Source organism: Cellulosimicrobium cellulans (assembly GCF_016921195.1).
Lineage (GTDB): Bacteria > Actinomycetota > Actinomycetes > Actinomycetales > Cellulomonadaceae > Cellulosimicrobium > Cellulosimicrobium cellulans_F.
Genome location: NZ_JAFGYF010000003.1, coordinates 384,687 through 403,556 on the forward strand (window position 1 = coordinate 384,687; position 18,870 = coordinate 403,556).

Annotated in this window: 16 protein-coding genes and 2 pseudogenes; 11 read left to right on the forward strand and 7 right to left on the reverse strand. The window is 75.0% G+C overall.

The features are described from left to right. Positions 1–49: 49 nt before the first annotated feature. From JN535_RS09805 to JN535_RS09820, 4 genes are all read right to left on the reverse strand, one after another. The gene (locus tag JN535_RS09805; RefSeq protein WP_240200954.1) at positions 50–1,231 is read right to left on the reverse strand and encodes a CynX/NimT family MFS transporter; all 1,182 of its coding nucleotides are present in this window, start codon (positions 1,229–1,231) and stop codon (positions 50–52) included. A gap of 5 nt (positions 1,232–1,236) precedes the next feature. Next, a complete protein-coding gene (locus tag JN535_RS09810) occupies positions 1,237–1,956 on the reverse strand; it encodes a FadR/GntR family transcriptional regulator (RefSeq protein ID WP_205205339.1) in 720 nt (239 codons plus the stop codon). Between the two features lie 77 nt (positions 1,957–2,033). Then, positions 2,034–2,666, reverse strand: a complete 633-nt coding sequence (locus JN535_RS09815) for a MarC family protein (protein ID WP_205205340.1) — start codon at positions 2,664–2,666, stop codon at positions 2,034–2,036. 7 nt (positions 2,667–2,673) lie between these two features. Beyond that, complete coding sequence (locus tag JN535_RS09820) at positions 2,674–3,513, reverse strand: PHP domain-containing protein (RefSeq protein ID WP_205205341.1); 840 nt, start codon at positions 3,511–3,513, stop codon at positions 2,674–2,676. 117 nt (positions 3,514–3,630) lie between these two features. On the opposite strand from JN535_RS09820, the gene JN535_RS09825 reads away from it, so the two are divergent. Continuing rightward, positions 3,631–4,533, forward strand: coding sequence for an alpha/beta fold hydrolase (locus JN535_RS09825; RefSeq protein WP_205205342.1), 903 nt, complete (start codon positions 3,631–3,633; stop codon positions 4,531–4,533). Further along, a complete protein-coding gene (locus JN535_RS09830; RefSeq protein ID WP_205205343.1) occupies positions 4,530–6,176 on the forward strand; it encodes an aminopeptidase P family protein in 1,647 nt (548 codons plus the stop codon). Before JN535_RS09825 ends, JN535_RS09830 begins: the two co-directional genes overlap by 4 nt. 10 nt (positions 6,177–6,186) lie before the next feature. Here the strand turns inward: JN535_RS09830 and JN535_RS09835 are convergent, their stop codons facing one another. After that, the gene (locus JN535_RS09835; protein ID WP_240200859.1) at positions 6,187–6,945 is read right to left on the reverse strand and encodes a general stress protein; all 759 of its coding nucleotides are present in this window, start codon (positions 6,943–6,945) and stop codon (positions 6,187–6,189) included. 133 nt (positions 6,946–7,078) lie between these two features. Here JN535_RS09835 and JN535_RS09840 point away from each other — a divergent pair, with 133 nt between their 5' ends. Together JN535_RS09840 and JN535_RS09845 are read left to right on the forward strand one after the other, a co-directional pair. Continuing rightward, the gene (locus JN535_RS09840) at positions 7,079–8,419 is read left to right on the forward strand and encodes a magnesium transporter MgtE N-terminal domain-containing protein (RefSeq protein ID WP_205205344.1); all 1,341 of its coding nucleotides are present in this window, start codon (positions 7,079–7,081) and stop codon (positions 8,417–8,419) included. Next, positions 8,412–8,921 carry a DUF1003 domain-containing protein gene (locus tag JN535_RS09845; RefSeq protein WP_205205345.1) on the forward strand — a complete coding sequence of 170 codons (510 nt, stop codon included), beginning with the start codon at positions 8,412–8,414 and terminating at the stop codon, positions 8,919–8,921. Before JN535_RS09840 ends, JN535_RS09845 begins: the two co-directional genes overlap by 8 nt. Positions 8,922–8,988: 67 nt before the next feature. Here the strand turns inward: JN535_RS09845 and JN535_RS09850 are convergent, their stop codons facing one another. After that, positions 8,989–9,786, reverse strand: coding sequence for a maleylpyruvate isomerase N-terminal domain-containing protein (locus JN535_RS09850; protein WP_205205346.1), 798 nt, complete (start codon positions 9,784–9,786; stop codon positions 8,989–8,991). Positions 9,787–9,895: 109 nt separating this feature from the next. Here JN535_RS09850 and JN535_RS09855 point away from each other — a divergent pair, with 109 nt between their 5' ends. The 7 genes and pseudogenes from JN535_RS09855 to galK form a co-directional block, all read left to right on the forward strand. Further along, positions 9,896–11,044, forward strand: coding sequence for an Mrp/NBP35 family ATP-binding protein (locus JN535_RS09855; protein ID WP_205205347.1), 1,149 nt, complete (start codon positions 9,896–9,898; stop codon positions 11,042–11,044). A gap of 398 nt (positions 11,045–11,442) precedes the next feature. Next, entirely contained in the window at positions 11,443–12,459 is a 1,017-nt protein-coding gene (locus tag JN535_RS09860) for a secretion protein HlyD (protein WP_205205348.1), read from the forward strand. Next, positions 12,456–13,352, forward strand: a complete 897-nt coding sequence (locus tag JN535_RS09865) for an ABC transporter ATP-binding protein (protein ID WP_240200860.1) — start codon at positions 12,456–12,458, stop codon at positions 13,350–13,352. The genes JN535_RS09860 and JN535_RS09865 overlap by 4 nt, the downstream gene beginning before the upstream one ends. Beyond that, on the forward strand, positions 13,349–14,560 hold the full coding sequence (locus JN535_RS09870) for an ABC transporter permease (RefSeq protein WP_205205349.1): 1,212 nt from the start codon (positions 13,349–13,351) through the stop codon (positions 14,558–14,560). The genes JN535_RS09865 and JN535_RS09870 overlap by 4 nt, the downstream gene beginning before the upstream one ends. A gap of 103 nt (positions 14,561–14,663) precedes the next feature. Next, positions 14,664–15,437: a DeoR/GlpR family DNA-binding transcription regulator gene (locus JN535_RS09875; RefSeq protein ID WP_205205350.1), complete on the forward strand. Its 774-nt coding sequence runs from the start codon at positions 14,664–14,666 to the stop codon at positions 15,435–15,437. Between the two features lie 56 nt (positions 15,438–15,493). After that, positions 15,494–16,696 (forward strand): annotated as a pseudogene (gene galT, locus JN535_RS20750) (galactose-1-phosphate uridylyltransferase); the annotation flags it as partial. Positions 16,697–16,846: 150 nt separating this feature from the next. After that, positions 16,847–18,013 (forward strand): annotated as a pseudogene (galK, locus tag JN535_RS20755) (galactokinase); the annotation flags it as partial. Positions 18,014–18,043: 30 nt separating this feature from the next. Here galK and JN535_RS09885 read toward each other — a convergent pair. Continuing rightward, positions 18,044–18,847 carry an exodeoxyribonuclease III gene (locus JN535_RS09885; RefSeq protein ID WP_307868518.1) on the reverse strand — a complete coding sequence of 268 codons (804 nt, stop codon included), beginning with the start codon at positions 18,845–18,847 and terminating at the stop codon, positions 18,044–18,046. Positions 18,848–18,870: the final 23 nt, after the last annotated feature.

Here is an 18,870-nt window from a genome sequence, read left to right on the forward strand (position 1 = left end):
CCGCGCCGTAGGGGAAGACCCGGGGTTCGACGCGTCCGGGAGCCGTCGGTCAGCGCACGTGCGCGTCCCGACCCGCGAACCACACCGCGACGCCCTGGACGGCGGCCGCGGCGACGAGCAAAAAGAGCGGCAGCGTCCACGCGCCGGTGACGTCGTGCGCGAGGCCGAGGCCGAGCGGCCCGGTCGCGGCGAGCAGGTAGCCCGCGCTCTGCGCCATGCCGGAGAGCTCGGACGTGTGGGCGGCGTCGCGGGCCCGCAGGGCCATGAGGGTGAGCGCCAGGCTGATGCCGCCGCCCTGGCCGAGGCCCACCAGCACGACCCAGAGCGCCGCGGCGCCGGGGGCGAGGGCCAGCCCGAGCAGCCCGGACCCGACGAGCACGACGAGCACGATCCCGATGCCCCGCTGGCGGCGCATGCGGCCGGCGAGGACCGGGGTCACGAACGACCCGACGATGCCGGCGAGGTTGCACAGCGCGAGGAGCCAGCCGCCCACCTCCGGCGTCCTGCCGAGCGCGACCATGATCTCGGGGAGCCAGGCGTTGACGGCGTAGAACGACAGCGACTGCATGCCCATGACCACGGTGACCGCCCAGGCGAGCGGGCTGCGCCACACCGCGGAACGGGCGACCCCGGCCCCGACGCCCGCGCCGAACGCCGTCACGCCGGCCGGGTCGGGCCGCAGCGCGCGCGGCACCCACACGAGCACACCGAGGACGGCGAGCACGCCCCACGTCGCGAGCGCGCCGCGCCAGTCGAGACCCGCCGCGGTCGCGACCGGGAGGGTGAGCCCGGCCGCGAGCGCGGCACCGCCCGACAACGCCATCGAGTAGAGCCCGGTCATGAGCCCGATGCGGTCGGCGAAGTCGCGCTTGATGAGTGCCGGGAGCAGGACGTTCCCGAGGCCGATCGCGCACCCGGCGACCACGGTCCCGGTGAACAGACCCCACGTCTCGGGGACGAGCCGGAGCGCGAAGCCGACGCACAGCACGACGAGACTCACGAAGAGCGCGCGCTCGAGCCCCCAGCGCCGCGCGAGCACGGGTGCGAGCGGCGCGAGGAGGCCGAAGCACAGGACGGGCAGCGTCGTGAGCACGCCCGCGGCCGTCGCGCTGAGCCCCAGGTCGGCGCGGATCTCCCCCAGCACGGGCGAGATCGAGACGACCGCGGGGCGCAGGTTGAGCGACGCGAGGACGATCGCGACGACCGCTCCCACCCCCAGGGGACGGCGCATCCCGCTCACGCGTCGGCCTCCCCGGCTCCCGCGCGACGGCGGCGTTCCGCGGCAGCCTCCACGAGGTGCGCGCGCACGGCGTCGATCGTCGCGGTCACCGCGGCCTCGGCCGCGTCGGCGTCGCCGGCCCGGATCGCGGCGACGACCTGCTCGTGGCCGGGGACGTCACGGTGGTGACGACGCTGCTCGCCGGAGGGGAAGGTCCGGACGAGCGCGTGGTCGAGGCCGTCGTAGAGGTCCGCGAGCAGGGGGTTGCCCGCAGCACGCACGACCTCGGCGTGGAAGGCGACGTCGGCCGCCTGGAAAGCGTCCTCGTCGGCGTCCCGCGCCGCGACCTGCGCCGCGAGCGCGGCGTCGAGCCGGACGAGGGCGTCGTCGTCGTCGCGCTCGGCCGCGGTCCGGGCCGCACCACGCTCGAGGATGCCGCGCACCTCGAGCACGTGGAACGCGTCGGTGGTCCGCGCACGGCGCGCCAGCGCGGCGTCCAGGCCGTCGGCCGCGCGGACGTAGGTGCCGTCGCCGCGCCGGGGCTCGAGGACGCCGGCGTGCTCGAGAGCGCGCACCGCCTCGCGCACGGTGTTGCGTCCGACGCCCAGCTCGGCGACGAGCTCGGGCTCCGGCGGGATGCGGGTCCCGACGGGCCACTCGCCGCGCGCGACGCGCTCGCTGAGGCGCTCCACGACGAGCTCGGACACCTTCCGGGGTGGCACGATCGGCTGGCTCACCGAAAGAACCTAACATCCCCTGTTTCGCTGACGCCGACCGACTCGGGGTGGGGCCCGCCCGGCCGCGGGACGCGGCGTCAGGCGCTCTGGACGAACTGCGTGACGGCGTCGGCCACGAGCTGGACCGCGATGGCGGCGAGCAGCAGGCCGGCGATGCGTGTCACGAGGATGGTCCCGGAGTCACCGAGCACGCGGTTGATGACGTTCGCGAAGCGCATGGAGAGCCACAGGCACACGTGCACCGCGACGACACCGGCCACGATCGCGACCCACTCCGCGACACCGCCCCCACGCTCCCCCGCGCGCTGGACGAAGACCATGGTCGCGACGATCGCGCCCGGGCCCGCGAGGAGCGGGGTGCCGAGCGGCACGAGCGCGACGTTGACGCCCTTGTTGCCCGACGGCTGCGGCTCCTCCATCTTGCCCGTGAGGAGCTCCATCGCGACGAGGAGCAGCAGCAGGCCGCCCGCGGTCTGGAGCGCGGGCAGCGAGATGTGCATGTAGCTGAGGATCTGCTGGCCGAACACCGCGAACGCCACGATCACGCCGAACGCGACGAGGATCGCCGTGCGCGCCGCCTGGTTGCGCTGCTTGGCACCCATCGCGCTCGTCAGGCCGAGGAACACCGGCACCGTGCCGGGCGGGTCCATGATGACGAACAAAGTGACGAAGACCTCTGTGAAGAGCCGGACGTCGAAGACCTCGCTCATCGTCCGATCATCGGATCACGTCCAACTGTCCCAGCTCCTCGATCTGCTCCAGCACGGTCGGTGCTGTCGTGTTCTCCCCGAGCCGGTTCGGTTTGCCGGCCCCGTGGTAGTCGCTCGACCCGGTGACGAACAGGCCCAGGGTGCGGGCCAGGTCCTCGAGACGTGCGCGCTGGCGGTCGTCGTGGTCGCGGTGGAACACCTCGAGCCCCGCGAGGCCCGCCGCGGTCATCTCCTCGATCACCGCGTCGGGCACGACGCGCCCGCGACCGTCCGCGCCCGGGTGGGCGAAGACGGGGACGCCGCCCGCCGCCCGGATGCCCCGCACGGCCGCGACGGCGTCGGGCGCGTAGTGCGGCACGTAGTACGGGGTGTCGGTGGCGAGGATCGTCGCGAACGCCGCCGAACGGTCGGGCGAGAGCCCGGCCGCGACGAGCGCGTCCGCGATGTGCGGGCGTCCGATCGTCGTCCCCTCGACGGTCTGCGCGAGCACATCTTCCCACGTGATCGGGTAGTCCTCGGCGATGAGGTCGACCATCCGCCGCGCGCGGTTCGTGCGTGCGTCGCGCGTGCGGTCGAGCTCCGCGAGCAGCGCCGCGTGGGCGGGGTCGTGCAGGTAGGACAGCACGTGCACGCTGATGCCGCCGGAGCGGGCCGACATCTCCGCGCCGCGTACGAGCGCGACCCCGTGCGCGAGCGCCGCGTCGGTCGCCTGTGACCAGCCCGCGGTCGTGTCGTGGTCGGTCAGAGCGACGACGTCGAGACCGGCCGCGGCGGCGGCCTCGACGACCTCCCCCGGTGCGTCCGTGCCGTCGGACGCGGTCGAGTGGGTGTGGAGGTCGATGCGCACGGGGACCAGGATAGTGACGGACCGCAGGACGGCGGCACGGGACCCGCACACGATGTCCACACGGGGCGCGGCCCCTCCCCACGGTCGTCCCAGGCTGGAGTGCCACAGTCAGGAGCGATGAGCCTCACCACGCGCGTACCCGCCGCCTCTCCCGCCGCCCTCCTCACCGCTCCCGGCCCCCGCACCGACGCGTCGGCCGACGGCTCGGAGCTCCCGCCCGCCGTCGTCTTCGTCCACGGCATGCGCACGTCCGGCGCGATCTGGGACCGCCAGGTGGAGCACGTGCGCACGCTGGGGCACGACGCCGTCGCCGTCGACCTGCCGGCGCACGGCGTCCGTGCGCACGAGCGCTTCACGCTCGACCGGTCCTTCGAGGTGCTCGACGAGGCCGCCGCCTCGTTCGGTCCGGGCCGGCGCGTCGCGCTCGTCGGGCTCTCGCTCGGCGGGTACACGTCGCTCGCCTGGGCGGCCCGCCGCCCCGCGAACCTCGCGGGCGTCGTCGCCGCGGCCTGCACGTCGGACCCCAAGGGCAAGCCGGTCGCGCTGTACCGCGACGTCGCGCGGCTCGTCGTCGCCGGTGGTGGTGCGGTCGGGCGCAGCGCGCGCTGGGCCGCGCGGACGACCGCGACCGCGTGGGGCGTGATCGCGCGCGGCGGGCGCGGCCTCCCGGGCGGCGCGGCGTCGTCGTACGCGCTCGCCGGCCCGGCCGACGCCGGCCCACCGGCTCCCGTCGCGCCCGGGTGGCACGTCGTCACGGACGCGCTCACCCAGCTCGCGGGGCGCTCGTGGCTCGCGCACGTGCGCGACGTCGACGTGCCGGTCTGGCTCGTCAACGGCGCGCGCGACCACATGCGGCTCGACGAGCAGCGCTACCTCGCCGCGGCTGCGGACGCCGCGCTCGTCGTGGTGCCGCGCGCCGGCCACGACGTCAACAGCGAGGCCCCCGAGGCCTTCAACCGCGTGCTCGGGCGCGCGCTCGTGGACTTCGGCCGCGTGCGCGGTGCGAGACTGGGGGCATGACCGACGCCACCCCCGTCACGCCCGAGCCCACGTCCGAGACGCCAGACCAGGCACCCGAGAACGCCGGCGCCGGCCAGGACCTGGCCTCCCGCGGGAGCAACCGCTCGCAGCGCCCCGACTCCGACGCGTTCAAGGCCTTCATCACGAGCGGCTGGGCGCCGCGCGCGGAGCTCGACGTCGAGCCCCTCCCGGCCGCCCCGTACACCGTCGCCCGCCGCGCCGCGCTGTCCGCCCGGTTCCCGGGCGCGCGCCTCGTGGTGCCCGCCGGCCCGCTCAAGACGCGCTCGAACGACACCGACTACCGCTTCCGGCCGCACTCGGCGTTCGCGCACCTGACCGGCTACGGCACGGACCAGGTGCCCGACGCGGTGCTCGTCCTGCACCCCGTCGAGCCGGGGACCGGCGACGGCGGCTGCGACCACCACGCGGTGCTCTACGTGCGCCCGCTCGCCGCGCGCGACACCGAGGAGTTCTACGCCGACTCGCGCTACGGCGAGTTCTGGGTGGGCGCGCGGCCGTCGCTCGACGACGTCACGACCGCCACCGGTGTCGAGGCCCGCCACGTCGACGAGCTCCGCGACGCGCTCGCGAAGGACGTCGGCCCGGGCGGGGTGACGCTGCTGGTCGTCGCGGGCGCCGACGAGGCCGTGGAGGCGCTCGTCGAGGCGATCCGCGCGGAGGCGGGGGTCGACGAGACCGAGGCGGCGGGGTCTGCCCAGGACCAGGAGCTCACCGACGCCGAGTGGCTCGCTCGCGCGGAGGCCGCGTACCGCCGCACGGACGCCGCGCTCGTCGAGGCCGTCTCCGAGCTGCGGCTCGTCAAGGACGCGCACGAGGTCGAGCAGATGCGCGAGGCCGTCGCCGCGACGATCGCGGGCTTCGAGGAGGTCGTGCGGAACCTGGGGCGCGCCGTCGAGCACCGCCGCGGCGAGCGCGTCATCGAGACGACGTTCGACGCGCACGCGCGCCTCGAGGGCAACACGGTCGGCTACGAGACGATCGCCGCCGCCGGCGAGCACGCGACGACGCTGCACTGGATCCGCAACGACGGCGTCGTGCGGACGGGCGAGCTCGTGCTGCTCGACGCGGGCGTCGAGGTCGACTCGCTCTACACGGCCGACGTGACCCGCACGCTGCCCGTCGACGGCGAGTTCACCGAGGTCCAGCGCCGCGTGTACCAGGCCGTGCTCGACGCCGCGGACGCCGCCTTCGCCGTCGCCGTGCCGGGCGCGCGCTTCCGCGACGTGCACGCCGCCGCGATGGAGGTCATCGCCGCGCGCCTCGAGGAGTGGGGCCTGCTCCCGGTGAGCGCCGCCGAGTCGCTCTCCGCCGAGGGCCAGCAGCACCGCCGCTGGATGGTGCACGGCACGAGCCACCACCTCGGCCTGGACGTGCACGACTGCGCGCAGGCGCGGCGCGAGCTCTACCTCGACGGGGTCCTGGAGCCCGGCATGGTCTTCACGATCGAGCCGGGGCTGTACTTCAAGGCGGACGACCTGGCCGTGCCGGAGGAGTACCGCGGCATCGGCGTCCGCATCGAGGACGACGTGCTCGTCACGGCCGACGGCAACGAGAACCTCTCGGCCGCGCTCCCCCGCCGCCCCGAGGACGTCGAGGCCTGGATGGCGCGCCTGCGCGGCTGACCCGCGCGCGTCAGGCCGGGCGCCCGGGCTCGTCGGGCTGCTGCGCCCCGGTCTGGGCGTCGGGCTGCGCGTCGGCGGGCTGGTCCGACGTCGGGCGCATGGCGCCGTAGCGGGGCTCCCCGGTCGGCGTCGTCCAGCGAGGGTCGGGGGTCCGGGCCGGCGGCGCGACCGGGGGCGTGGGCGCCGGTCCGGCGCCCGCCGGCGCCTCGGGCGCCGGCGCGGCCGGCGGGGTCGCTCCCGGCGTGCCCCACGTCGGGTTCGCGGGGGCGGCCGGCGCGCGGACCCCGCCCGCGCCCTCCGGCATCCGCGACAGGAGCTGGCGCGCGTCGCCCGCGCGCTCGGGCGCGCAGAGGATCCCGTACGACGACGCGACGATCTGGCTCTGGGAGGTGAAGTCCCGCTTGCCCTGGGTCAGCGCGTACGACAGCACCGAGAAGAGCAGGCCGAACCCGGCACCGATCCCGACGGCCGTGAGGACGAACCCGCCCTGCCCGGAGAACATGAAGAGCAGCAGGCCGACGAACAGGCCGAACCACGCGCCGGACGCGGCGCCCGCGATCGCGACGCGCCCGTAGGTGAGCCGGCCCGTCACCCGCTCGACCATCTTGAGGTCGGTACCGACGATCGTCACGAGCTCGACCGCGAACTTGTTGTCCGAGAGGAAGTCGACCGCCTTCTGCGCCTCGAGGTAGGTCGCGTACGACGCGATCTCCTCGCCACGCGGCGGGGTGGGGACACGGGGGACGGCACCCGGGCGCGACATGCTCATTCGCCCAGTCTGTCCTACTCCTGCGGAGTGCGCGAGGGCCGCACGGTCGGACGTCCGCGGCCGGGGCCGCCCGACGGCGCCACCCACCGGGAGGAACGCGCGGCGACCGGGGGGGCGTGCGTAGGCTGGCCGCGTGAGCGCAGCCACCACCGTCTTCGTCGCGCGTCTGGCCGGGACCAGCGTGTTCGACCCCATCGGCGACCAGGTCGGACGGGTGCGGGACGTCGTCGTGCTCATCCGGCCCAAGGGCGCGCCCCGCGCCGTGGGCCTCGTCGTCGAGGTGCCGGGACGACGCCGGGTCTTCCTCCCGCTCACGCGCGTCACGAGCATCGACGCCGGGCAGGTCATCTCCACGGGCCTGGTGAACATGCGGCGGTTCGAGCAGCGCGCGATGGAGACGCTCGCGGTGAGCGAGCTGCTCGAGCGCACGGTCGAGTTCGTCGACGGGTCGGGCACGGCGACGATCGAGGACCTCGCGATCGAGCGCCAGCGGACGGGCGACTGGCTCGTCACCAAGCTGTACGTGCGGCGCCGGGCGCAGCACAAGGGCACGCTCGGGCTGCGCCGGCGCGGCGACGCGATCGTCGTGGACGTGGGCGCGGTCACGGGCCTCGCGGGCGGCACCGAGGCGCAGGGCGCCGCCATGCTCCTCGCCGCCTACGACGACCTCAAGCCCGCCGACCTCGCCGACGTCATCCACGACCTGGGCGACACGCGCCGGCTCGAGGTCGCGGGCGCGCTCGACAACGAGCGCCTCGCCGACGTCCTCGAGGAGCTGCCGGGGGACGACCAGGTCGCGATCCTCTCCGGGCTCGACACCGACCGCGCCGCGGACGTCCTCGAGGCGATGCAGCCCGACGACGCGGCGGACCTGCTGCACGAGCTCCCGGAGGCGCAGGCGGCCCAGCTCCTCGAGCTCATGGAGCCCGAGGAGGCGCGCGACGTGCGCCGCCTGCTCGCCTACGCCGAGGACACGGCGGGCGGCCTCATGACCTCCGAGCCGGTCGTGCTCGGCCCCGAGACGACGATCGCCACGGCGCTCGCGCAGATCCGGCGCAAGGACCTCGCCCCCGCGCTCGCGTCGATGGTGTTCGTCGCGCGGCCCCCGCTCGAGACGCCGACGGGACGGTTCCTCGGCGTCGCGCACTTCCAACGGCTGCTGCGCGAGCCCCCGCACGCCGCCGTCGGCTCGGTGCTCGACTCCGACGTGGAGGGCGTCGCTCCCGACGCCCCGCTGGGTCGCGTCACGCGCATCCTCGCGACCTACGACCTCCTGTGCGTCCCCGTGCTCGACGCGGAGAAGCGCCTGCTCGGCGCGATCAGCGTCGACGACGTGCTCGACCACATGCTCCCCGACGACTGGCGCGAGACCGACGACGACACGGACACGGACCAGGCACGCGCCACGCCGGCCCCCGGGTCGCTGCCGCGTCCCGCGGCCCGCGGCGGCGCGACGGGGGTGGCCCGTGGCTGACCGCCTCGACACCCCGAAGAGCGCGCGACGCACGCTGATCCCGCGGGTCAAGGTCGACCAGGACGCGGTCGGCCGCGCGACCGAGGGCATCGCCCGCTTCCTCGGCACGCCCCGGTTCCTCGTCTACCTCACGGTGTTCTGCGCGGTGTGGATCATCTGGAACTCGTGGGGACCGGAGGGCCTGCGGTTCGACTCCGCGGAGTTCGGTTTCACCGCGCTCACGCTCATGCTCTCGCTCCAGGCGTCGTACGCGGCGCCGCTCATCCTGCTCGCGCAGAACCGCCAGGACGACCGCGACCGGGTCACCGCGGAGCAGGACCGCCAGCGCGCCGAGCGCAACCTCGCGGACACCGAGTACCTCGCACGCGAGATGGCGGCCCTGCGCATCGCGCTGAGCGAGGTCGCGACGCGCGACTTCGTCCGCTCGGAGATCCGGAACCTGCTCGAGGAGCTCGAGGAGAAGTCGGCGCGCCAGCCCGAGGACGACGTGACCGACCGCTGACACGAGTCGCGCAGCCGCACCGGCCCGCCGGGCGCCCTTCGCGGACGTCGGGCGTCCCCGCCGGCCCTTACCGCGTGCCCTCGGCCGCCACGCGACGCAGGCGCTCGACGAGCACGGGATCGCCCGAGACGGTGAGCCCGTCGGACGGTCCGCGACCCCACAGCCACAGGTCCAGTGCCCACGCGGGCCCCGAGACCTGCGTCGTGGTCGAGCCGGGCAGGTCGACGAGCTGGGCGACGTCGAGGTCGTACGCGGTGCCCGACTCCGGGCCCGTCCCCGTGAAGCGCCCGAACGCGAGCTCCCAGCTGCGCGGCCGCTCCCCGAACCCGTCGACGACCACGGAGACCGTCGCGCCGTCGGGTGTGAAGACGCCCCACCCGGGCACGCCGTCGACCATGACCGACAGCACCTCGTCGACGCCGTCCGCCGCGACGTCCGGGTCGGCGGGCGTCACGTCGCGCCCGGCGGTGAGCTCGGCGTCGGCGCGGTGGATCAGAGCCTCGTGCGCCTGGCGGCGCAGGACCCAGCCGACGTGCCGCCCCTCCTCGTGCCACGACCAGCACGGCTCGTCGGGACGGCGCCCGGTGAGCGCGGCGACGAGGCGGCTCGTCGAGCGCTGCAGCAGCGCGGGCAGCTCGGCGTCCGACGCCGGCCGGGCGAGCGGCTCGACCTCGTCCCCGTCGAGGCCCTGGCCCGGGGCCGGCCCGAGGACGCGTGCCCAGAAGTCCTGAACCTCCGCGAGGTGGTAGAGCAGGTCCGCCCCCCTCCACTCGGGGCACGACGGCACGCGCGCGTCCGGCGGCGCGCTCCGCACGGCGTCGCCGAACAGCTCGCTGTCCCGTGCGAGGGAGGCCAGGGCGTCCATCCGTGCACGGTAGACCCGTTCGCCGTACCACGGCGTGCGATGCGGCTCACGTCCCTCCCGGGACCTAGGGCCCGGCGGGCGGTGCCGCAGGCACGCCTACGATGGGACCATGCCCGACCCCGCCGCAGACCCGCTCGAGCACGCCGTCCGGCAGGCCCTCACCGCGGTCCTCGACCCGGAGATCCGCCGCCCCGTCACGGACCTCGGCATGATCCGCTCGGTCGCGGTCGAACGCGGCGCGCCGGGCGCGGTCGTGACGGTGGGCGTCGACCTGACGGTCGCGACGTGCCCCATGCGCGACACCTTGTCCCGCGACGTCGACGCCGCGGTGCGCGCGGTCGACGGCGTGGCGGACGTGCGCGTCGAGCTGGGGGTCATGAGCGCCGAGCAGCGCGCGGAGCTGCGCACGATGCTGCGCGGTGGCGTGGGCGAGCCCGAGATCCCCTTCGCGAAGCCGGAGTCGCTGACGAAGGTCTACGCGATCGCGTCGGGCAAGGGCGGGGTGGGCAAGTCGTCCGTCACGGCGAACCTCGCGGTCGCGCTCGCGGCCCAGGGTCTCGAGGTCGGCGTCGTCGACGCGGACATCTACGGGTTCTCCATCCCCCGCATGCTCGGCGTCGACCGCCAGCCCACGCGCGTCGACAACATGCTCCTGCCGCCGATCGCGCACGGGGTGAAGGTCGTCTCGATCGGCATGTTCGTCCCGCCCGGCCAGCCGGTCGTGTGGCGGGGCCCGATGCTGCACCGCGCGCTCCAGCAGTTCCTCGCGGACGTCTTCTGGGGCGACCTCGACGTGCTGCTCCTCGACCTGCCGCCCGGGACGGGCGACATCGCGATCTCCGTGGCGCAGCTCCTGCCGGGCAGCGAGATCGTCGTGGTCACGACGCCGCAGGTCGCGGCCGCGGAGGTCGCGGAGCGCGCCGGCTCGGTCGCCACGCAGACGCAGCAGGGCGTCGTGGGCGTCGTCGAGAACATGTCGTGGCTCGAGCAGCCGGACGGCTCGCGGCTGGAGGTCTTCGGGGCGGGCGGCGGGCAGCGCGTCGCCGCGAACCTGTCGCGCGCCACGGGCACCACCGTCCCGCTCCTCGGCCAGGTCCCGCTCGACGTGTCGCTGCGCGAGGCCGGCGACGGCGGTACCCCGGTGGTCCTCGCGGACCCCGGCTCGCCCGCGGCCGCCGCGCTGCGCGACGTCGCGCTCGGCCTCGCGCGCCGTCCGCGCGGTCTCGCGGGCCGCTCGCTCGGCGTCACCGTGGTCTGACCGGGACGGTCGGACCGCCCTCACGGGTCGTCGACGCGGGAGCCGCCGGTCTCCCGCGAGGTCGGTGCGAAGCGCCCCTGTCTTTTCTTCGTGCCACGGTATAGTCTCGCCCGCATCTCGTCAGGGGGGACGGCCGTCGGGCCGGTGAGGGGGAACCTGCTGTGGCGTCGTCGCTGCTCAGCCCTGCCGTCGTGCGTCTCGAAGGCGTCCGGCTCCTCCGCAAGGGCGCCTCCACCCGTTACCGGACGGTGACCCCACGGTGGAGAGTTCCCGACAGAACTCCTCCCCAGGGATGACGACGCCGTCACGCCCCGCCCCCTAGCCTCGGGCCGGGCGTCCACCCGCCCCGCCGCGTCCCGCCGCTCGCCGTCCACCACCGTCGTCCCAGGAGCCCGCACGTGGGTATCACCCGCCGGATCGTCTTCCCTGCCCTCCGCATCGTCATCTGGGGGGTCATCGCCACCGCGCTCGCCGTGATCGCCTTCCGCTCCGCTCCCGAGCCGCCCGCCGACCCGGCGGTCCCCTCCGCCGAGATCGTCGAGCCCCGCGTGGCGGTGACGACGGGCGACGTCACGAACACCGTCACCCTGGCCGGGCAGATCGTCGCCGACCCGGCGGCCCCGCAGAAGGTCACCCAGCGGGGCGTCGTCACCGCGGTGCACGCCAAGCCCGGGGACGTCGTCGAGGCGGGCGCGCCCCTTCTCGAGGTCACCCTCGAGGAGCCCCGCGAGCCCCTGACGGAGACCGACCCGGAGACCGGCGAGGTCACGGTCACCGAGCGCCGGCCGAAGGTGACGAGGGAGACCGTGGAGGCCACCACCGCCGGCACGGTCGCCACGTTCACGGCCCTGAAGGACCAGGAGGTCGCGGTCGGGGAGGACTTCGCGTCGATCTCCCCCGGGACGCTCTCCGTCACGGGCAGCATGGTCGCCGAGCAGCAGTTCCGCCTGCTCCAGATCCCGACCGAGGCGACCGTCACCGTCACCGGCGGGCCCGCCCCGTTCACGTGCACGAACCTGCGCATGGGCACCGCCGCCGCGCCCGCCGCGTCGCCAGAGGAAGGCGAGCCCGACCCCGCCGCCGCCTCGTCCGCGAGCGTCACGTGCGCGGTGCCGGGCGACGTCACCGTCTTCGCCGGACTCGCCGCCGAGCTCGAGATCACTGCGGGCTCGGTCGAGGGCGCCCTCGTCGTCCCCGTGACCGCGGTCCTGGGCCGGGTCGAGCAGGGCAAGGTCTGGGTCGTCGGCGAGGACGGCGAGCCCGAGGAGCGGGCCGTCACGCTCGGCCTCACCGACGGCAGCGTCGTGCAGGTCACCGAGGGGCTCGCCGAGGGCGACGAGGTCCTCGAGTTCGTGCCGGGCCAGGACGTCGTGCCGGTCGTCGACCCGATGACCGGCGAGGTGATGGAGGGATGAGCCTCCTGGAGCTGCGCGGCGTCGCCCGCTCCGTGCTCCTCCCCGACGACCGGGAGCTCGAGATCCTGCGCGGTATCGACCTCACCGTCGCCGCGGGCGAGCACGTCTCGGTCGTCGGGCGCTCGGGCACCGGCAAGTCCACCCTCCTCAACATCCTCGGGCTCCTCGACACCCCGACGGGCGGGGAGTACCTGCTCGACGGCGTCCCCATCGGCCGGCTCTCCGGCCGCGCCCGGGCACGGCGCCGCGGCACGGACTTCGGGTTCGTGTTCCAGCAGTTCAACCTGCTCCAGGGCCGCACGGCTCTGGAGAACGTCGTCGCGCCGCTGCTGTACGCGCGGGGCCGGCAGTTCTGGCAGCGCAGGACGCTCGCCGCGGAGATGCTCGAACGGGTCGGCCTCGGCGACCGCCTCGACACGCGCCCCGAGAAGCTCTCCGGCGGTGAGCAGCAGCGCGTCGCCATCGCCCGCGCGCTCGTGCGCGTGCCCCGCGTGATCCTCGCCGACGAGCCGACGGGCGCGCTCGACGTCGACACCGGCAGCGAGGTCATGGACCTGCTCGACACGATCGCGCGCGAGAACGGGTCGGCACTGGTCGCCATCACGCACGACCTCGCCGTCGCGTCGCGCGCGGCCCGGCAGTTCCGTCTCGCCGACGGCGTGCTCGCGCCGATCGTCATCAGTGCGCGCAGCGCGGGGTCGCTCGCCGCGCTCGGGGCGACGAGCGGGCACGGCGCGACCCGGGGCACCGGTGACGTCGGGCCCGACGGTCCGGGTGCGCACGACGACCCCGCGCAGCACGCGCTCGAGGTCGGCGACGACCAGGCCGAGCACGTCGCGCGACCGCTGGTCGCCTCGCACGGTGCGTCCCCGCGCACGGGAGACGTCGCGTGACCGGGATCGTCGGCGCCGTCCTCGAGGCGTGGGACGAGCTGCGCGTCCACAAGGTGCGCGTCCTGCTGGCGCTCGTCGGCGTCGCCGTCGCGGTCTGCGCGATCACCGCGATCTCGGCGGCGGGAGAGATGCTGCGCCAGGTCTCGGCCGAGCAGAACGACCGCTGGAACGGGCGCGCCGCGACGCTCCAGGTGTCCGCGTGGCCCACGGGGGAGGGCGGGAGCGTCATGCCCGCGCCCGAGGAGTACGAGCGCGTGTTCGACGAGGTCGTGGCGCGCTACGACGTGACGTACTCGTCGATGCTCCGCAACGCGCCGGCACCCGTACGCTTCCCCGACGGCACGCGCGAGGTCTACACGACCGGCGTCGACGTCGACTGGGCGACCATGCACCGCTTCGAGGTCGCGTTTGGGCGCTGGTTCGTCGACGGCGACGAGGACCGCCTCTCCCCCGCCCTGGTCGTCAACCAGGCGTTCCTCGACGCGCTCGGCGGCGTGCCGGTGGCCGAGCACCCGACCGTGACGATCGGCGGCGACAACCCGGTCGTCGCGACGGTCGTCGGCGCGTTCCCGAACGACTGGCCCGACGCCGAGCCGCAGGCGTACGTGCTGGTCTCGGCGCAGTCGGCGTGGGTCACGCCGGAGTCGCTCGAGATGACCGGACCCCCGACGCTCGAGCTCTGGGTGCCCGACGCGCTCTCCGAGGACCTCGTCGCCGCGATCCAGCGCGACGTCGCCGGCGCGCTCAGCGGGGTGGAGGCGAGCGTCTTCCGTTCGGACTCGGCCTCGTACTCCGTCGTCGACGGCGCGATCCGCTGGGTCGTGCTCGGCGTCAGCGTGATCGCGCTCCTGCTCGGCGGGCTGGGGCTCGTGAACATCGCGCTCGTCACCGTGCGGTACCGCATCCGCGAGATCGGGATCCGCCGCAGCTTCGGCGCCAGCTCGGGGCGTGTCTTCTTCGCCGTGATGATGGAGAGCGTCGTCGCGACGACCGTCGCGGGCGTGCTGGGCGTGACCGTCGCGGTCGTCGCCCTGCACAACGTCCCGCTCGACGTGCTCATGGGCTCGGCCGTCCAGGACGCCCCCGGCTTCCCCTTCTCCGCCGCGGTGACGGGCATGGTCGCCGCCGTCGGCATCGGAGCGCTCGCCGGCCTCCTCCCGGCGCTCGTCGCCGTCCGGGTCAAGGTCATCGACGCGATCCGCTACTGACCCGGGCGGCCGGCCCGGCGCGTGCCGGACGGCCGCCCGGCCCCGATGTTCGGTCGTGTTCGATCATGTTGGATTTATCGGCGATGTGGACAATACTGTTCGCATGCTCGCCTCACAGCGCCAGGAGCGCATCCTCGCGGAGATCCGGGACCACGGCGCGGTCCGCATCGGCGACCTGACCCGCGAGCTCGGCGTGTCGGACATGACGATCCGGCGCGACCTCGTCGAGCTCGCCGACCAGGGCCTCGTCCGCAAGGTCCACGGGGGAGCCGTCGCCCCGCACACCACCGCGCACGAGCCCGGCTTCGCCGCCAAGAGCTCGCGCGAGGCCGCGGAGAAGGAGGCCATCGCGACGGCCGCCGCACGCCTCATCACGGCGAACGCGTCGGTCGCGCTGAGCGCCGGCACGACGACCCACCTGCTCGCCGCCCGCATCGCCGCGGACCCCGCCCTGCGCCCCCTGACGGTCGTCACGAACTCCCTCCCCGTCGCCGAGATCCTGCACCGTGCGAACGACCCGCGCCTGGAGACGATCCTCACGGGCGGCAGCCGCACTCCCTCCGACGCGCTCGTCGGGCCGCTCGCGGAGGCCGCGCTCGCGGGCCTGCGCGTCGACCTCGCGTTCGTCGGCGCGCACGGCGTGGACCCGGAGATCGGGCTCACGACCCCCAACCTGGACGAGGCCGCGACCAACCGCGCGCTCATCGAGTCCGCGGGCCGCACCGTCGTCCTCGCCGACCACACGAAGTGGCACACCACCGGGCTGCGCGTCTTCGCGACGTTCGCCGACGTGGACGTCCTCGTCACCGACGCCGGGCTCGCGGACGACGCGCGCGCCCGGGTCCAGGACCTCGTCGAGCAGCTCGTCGTCGCCTGACGGCTGTGCCGTCGCCGCCGCACCCCTCACCGCACCGCGATCGGAATCCCGCACGCATGAACCCGCACCTGCGCCGCACCTCGACCCGCCTCGCCGACGGCCGCGAGCTCGTCTACTTCGACGACTCGCCCGCGTACGTCTCGGGTGAGCGCTCACGTCGGCTCGACGACCCGCGACCGCTGCCCGACCGGTTCGCCCCTGTCCCCGGACCCGACGGGACGCCGCGCCCGTACGTCGGCCCCGAGATGCGCCGCGACCCGCTCACGGGCGACTGGGTCCCTCTCGCCGCGCACCGGATGAACCGCACCTTCCTCCCCGCCGCCGACTCGTGCCCGCTGTGCCCGGCGAGGCCCGGGAGCGCGTACTCGGACGGCGAGATCCCCGACACCGACTACGACGTCGTCGTCTTCGAGAACCGCTTCCCGTCGCTCCAGCGCGTGCCCGGCGTCGCGGACGCCGTCGTCGAGGACGCTCCGCTCCAGCTCCACGCGCCGGCCGCGGGCCGCTGCGAGGTCGTGTGCTTCTCGAGCGACCACCGCACGTCGTTCGGCGCGCTCTCGCCGCAGCGCGTGCGCACGATCATCGATGCGTGGGCCGACCGCACTGCCGTCCTCGGTGCCGAGCCCGGCGTCGAGCAGGTCTTCTGCTTCGAGAACCGGGGTCAGGAGATCGGCGTCACGCTGCACCACCCGCACGGGCAGATCTACGGCTACCCGTACGTCACGCCGCGCACGCGCGCGCTGCTCGACGAGGCGCGCGAGCACCACCGCCGCACGGGCCGCAACCTGCTGCGCGACGTCCTCGACTCCGAGCTCGCGGACGGGCGTCGCGTCGTGCTCGAGACGCAGCACTGGGTCGCGTACGTGCCCTTCGCCGCCCGCTGGCCCGTCGAGGTCCACCTGGCCCCGCGACGCGACGTGCCCGACCTCCCGGCGCTCACGGACGCCGAGCGCGACGACCTCGCCACCGCCTACCTCGAGCTCCTGCGACGCCTCGACCGGTTCTTCGAGACCGCCGACGGCGACCCCATCCCTCTCCCCTACATCGCCGCGTGGCACCAGGCGCCGGCGCACGAGGGCCGCTCCGTCGCGGACGGCGGCACGGACGACGTGACGCTCGCGCGGCTCCACCTGCAGGTCTTCTCGGTGCTGCGCGCGCCGGGCAAGCTCAAGTACCTCGCCGGCTCGGAGTCGGGCATGGGCGCGTGGATCAGCGACACGACCCCCGAGCGGATCGCGGCACGCCTCCAGGAGCTCGCCCCGTCCAGCGCCGCGCGCGGGTGGGTCCGCTCGTGGTCGGACGACGACGGCGCGGCCCGGGCGCGGGCGGTGCTCGCCGCGGCGTTCGGCGAGGTCGACCCGCGACCCGGCGACGAGACCGCCGGGGAGCACGCGGACGAGGTCCACGTCTGGGCGGCGCCCGGGCGCGTCAACCTCATCGGCGAGCACACCGACTACAACGCGGGGCTGTGCCTGCCGATCGCGCTCCCCCACCGTACGTACGTCGCGCTGCGTCCGCGCACCGACTCCGTCGTCCGGCTCGCGTCCGCCCAGGCGCCTGGCGAGACGTGGACGACGACGCTGGAGGACGTCGCCCCGGGCGCGGTCTCCGGGTGGGGCTCGTACGTCGCCGGCGTCGCGTGGGCGCTGCGCGAGCACCTCGTCGCGCAGGGCGCGGACCCCGCCGCCATCAGGGGCTTCGACGCGGCGGTCGACTCGAGCGTCCCGTTCGGCGCCGGGCTCTCCTCGTCGGCCGCGCTCGAGTGCGCTGTCGCGGTCGCGCTCGACGACGTCGCCGGGCTCGGGCTCGGCACGACCGACGCCGGCCGTGCCACTCTCGCGACCGCGAGCGTCCGTGCCGAGAACGAGATCGCGGGCGCGCCCACGGGCGGCATGGACCAGGCCGCGTCCCTGCGCGCCACCGCCGGGCATGCGCTGCTCCTCGACTGCCGTCCCGGCCTCGACCCCGTCGAGTCCGCCGAGCAGGTGCCGTTCGATCTCGACGCCGCGGGCCTCGCCCTGCTCGTCGTCGACACGCGCGCCGAGCACCGGCTCGTCGACGGCCAGTACGCGGCGCGCCGCGCGACGTGCGAGGACGCCGCCCGCACGCTCGGGCTGGGCTCGCTGCGCGAGCTCGCGGACGACGTCGCCGCGAGCGGCGACCCTGCCGGGGCGCTCGCCGTCGCCCTGGAGAAGGTGCCCGACGACGTCGCGCGCCGCCGCGTGCGACACGTCGTCACGGAGATCGGCCGCGTGCGCGACCTCGTCGCGCTCCTGCGCGACGGCCGCCCGGACGCGGTCGGGCCGCTCATGAACGCGTCGCACGCGTCGCTGCGCGACGACTACGAGGTCTCGAGCGTCGAGCTCGATGTCGCCGTGGACGCCGCGCGCGTCGCCGGCGCCCTCGGTGCGCGCATGACCGGCGGCGGGTTCGGCGGCTCCGCGATCGCGCTCGTCCGCGCCGACCAGGTCGAGTCCGTCGCCGACGCCGTCCGCGCCGCGTTCGAGCGCGAGGGCCTCGGGGCGCCCGGCTTCCTCCTCGCGACGCCGTCCGCACCGGCCGAGCGCGTCGCCTGACCCCTCCGACGGTGCCTCGGCGCCCGCGGTTCAGACGTCGTAGGTGACGACGAGCGGCGCGTGGTCGCTCCAGCGCTCGTCGTGCGTCGGCGCGCGGTCGACCTCGACCTTGACGGCGCGCTCGGCGAGCGACGGCGTGGCGAGCTGGTAGTCGATGCGCCAGCCGGAGTCGTTGTCGAACGCGCGCCCGCGCCACGACCACCACGTGAACGGGCCGGGACCCTCGCCGCCGTGGACGCGGCCGAGGTCGACGAGGCCGAGCTGGTCGAGCCAGACGTCGACGTACGCGCGCTCCTCCGGCAGGAACCCTGCGCTCTTGAGGTTGCCCTTCCAGTTCTTGATGTCGACGTTGTGGTGGGCGATGTTGAGGTCGCCCGCGAGCAGGACCATGTGCCCCGTGGCCGCGAGCTCGCGCAGCCGGGCCGTGACCTTCTCGAGGTAGGCGTACTTCGCGACCATCGTCTCCGGCTGGCTCACGGTGCCGGAGTGGATGTACGCCGAGATGACGGTGACGCGGCCGCCGTCGGGCAGCTCGAGGTCCGCCTCGACCCAGCGGCCCGTGTCGACGGGCGGCTCCGGCTCGCCGGCGCCCAGCCCGACGCGCACGGCCGCGACGGGCAGCCGGGAGGCGACGGCGACACCGGCGCGGCCCTTGATGTCGCACGCCTGGTGCGCGACGTGCCATCCGTCCAGAAGGTCGTTCACGACCGAGTCGGGGGCGCGGACCTCCTGGAGCAGCAGGACGTCGGGGGTCCGGGACGCGATCCAGGCGTCCATGCCGCGACGGTAGGCGGCACGGATGCCGTTGACGTTGGCGGTGGCGATGGTCAGCACGCGGGCCATCCCATCACACGCCA

Excerpts from the sequence above, each read along its gene's own strand:
- JN535_RS09805 (WP_240200954.1), bottom strand. The coding sequence starts at position 1,231 with ATGCGCCGTCCCCTGGGGGTGGGAGCGGTCGTCGCGATCGTCCTCGCG.
- JN535_RS09815 (WP_205205340.1), bottom strand. The coding sequence starts at position 2,666 with ATGAGCGAGGTCTTCGACGTCCGGCTCTTCACAGAGGTCTTCGTCACT.
- JN535_RS09825 (WP_205205342.1), top strand. The coding sequence starts at position 3,631 with ATGAGCCTCACCACGCGCGTACCCGCCGCCTCTCCCGCCGCCCTCCTC.
- JN535_RS09830 (WP_205205343.1), top strand. The coding sequence starts at position 4,530 with ATGACCGACGCCACCCCCGTCACGCCCGAGCCCACGTCCGAGACGCCA.
- JN535_RS09835 (WP_240200859.1), bottom strand. The coding sequence starts at position 6,945 with ATGAGCATGTCGCGCCCGGGTGCCGTCCCCCGTGTCCCCACCCCGCCG.
- JN535_RS09850 (WP_205205346.1), bottom strand. The coding sequence starts at position 9,786 with ATGGACGCCCTGGCCTCCCTCGCACGGGACAGCGAGCTGTTCGGCGAC.
- JN535_RS09855 (WP_205205347.1), top strand. The coding sequence starts at position 9,896 with ATGCCCGACCCCGCCGCAGACCCGCTCGAGCACGCCGTCCGGCAGGCC.
- JN535_RS09865 (WP_240200860.1), top strand. The coding sequence starts at position 12,456 with ATGAGCCTCCTGGAGCTGCGCGGCGTCGCCCGCTCCGTGCTCCTCCCC.
- JN535_RS09875 (WP_205205350.1), top strand. The coding sequence starts at position 14,664 with ATGCTCGCCTCACAGCGCCAGGAGCGCATCCTCGCGGAGATCCGGGAC.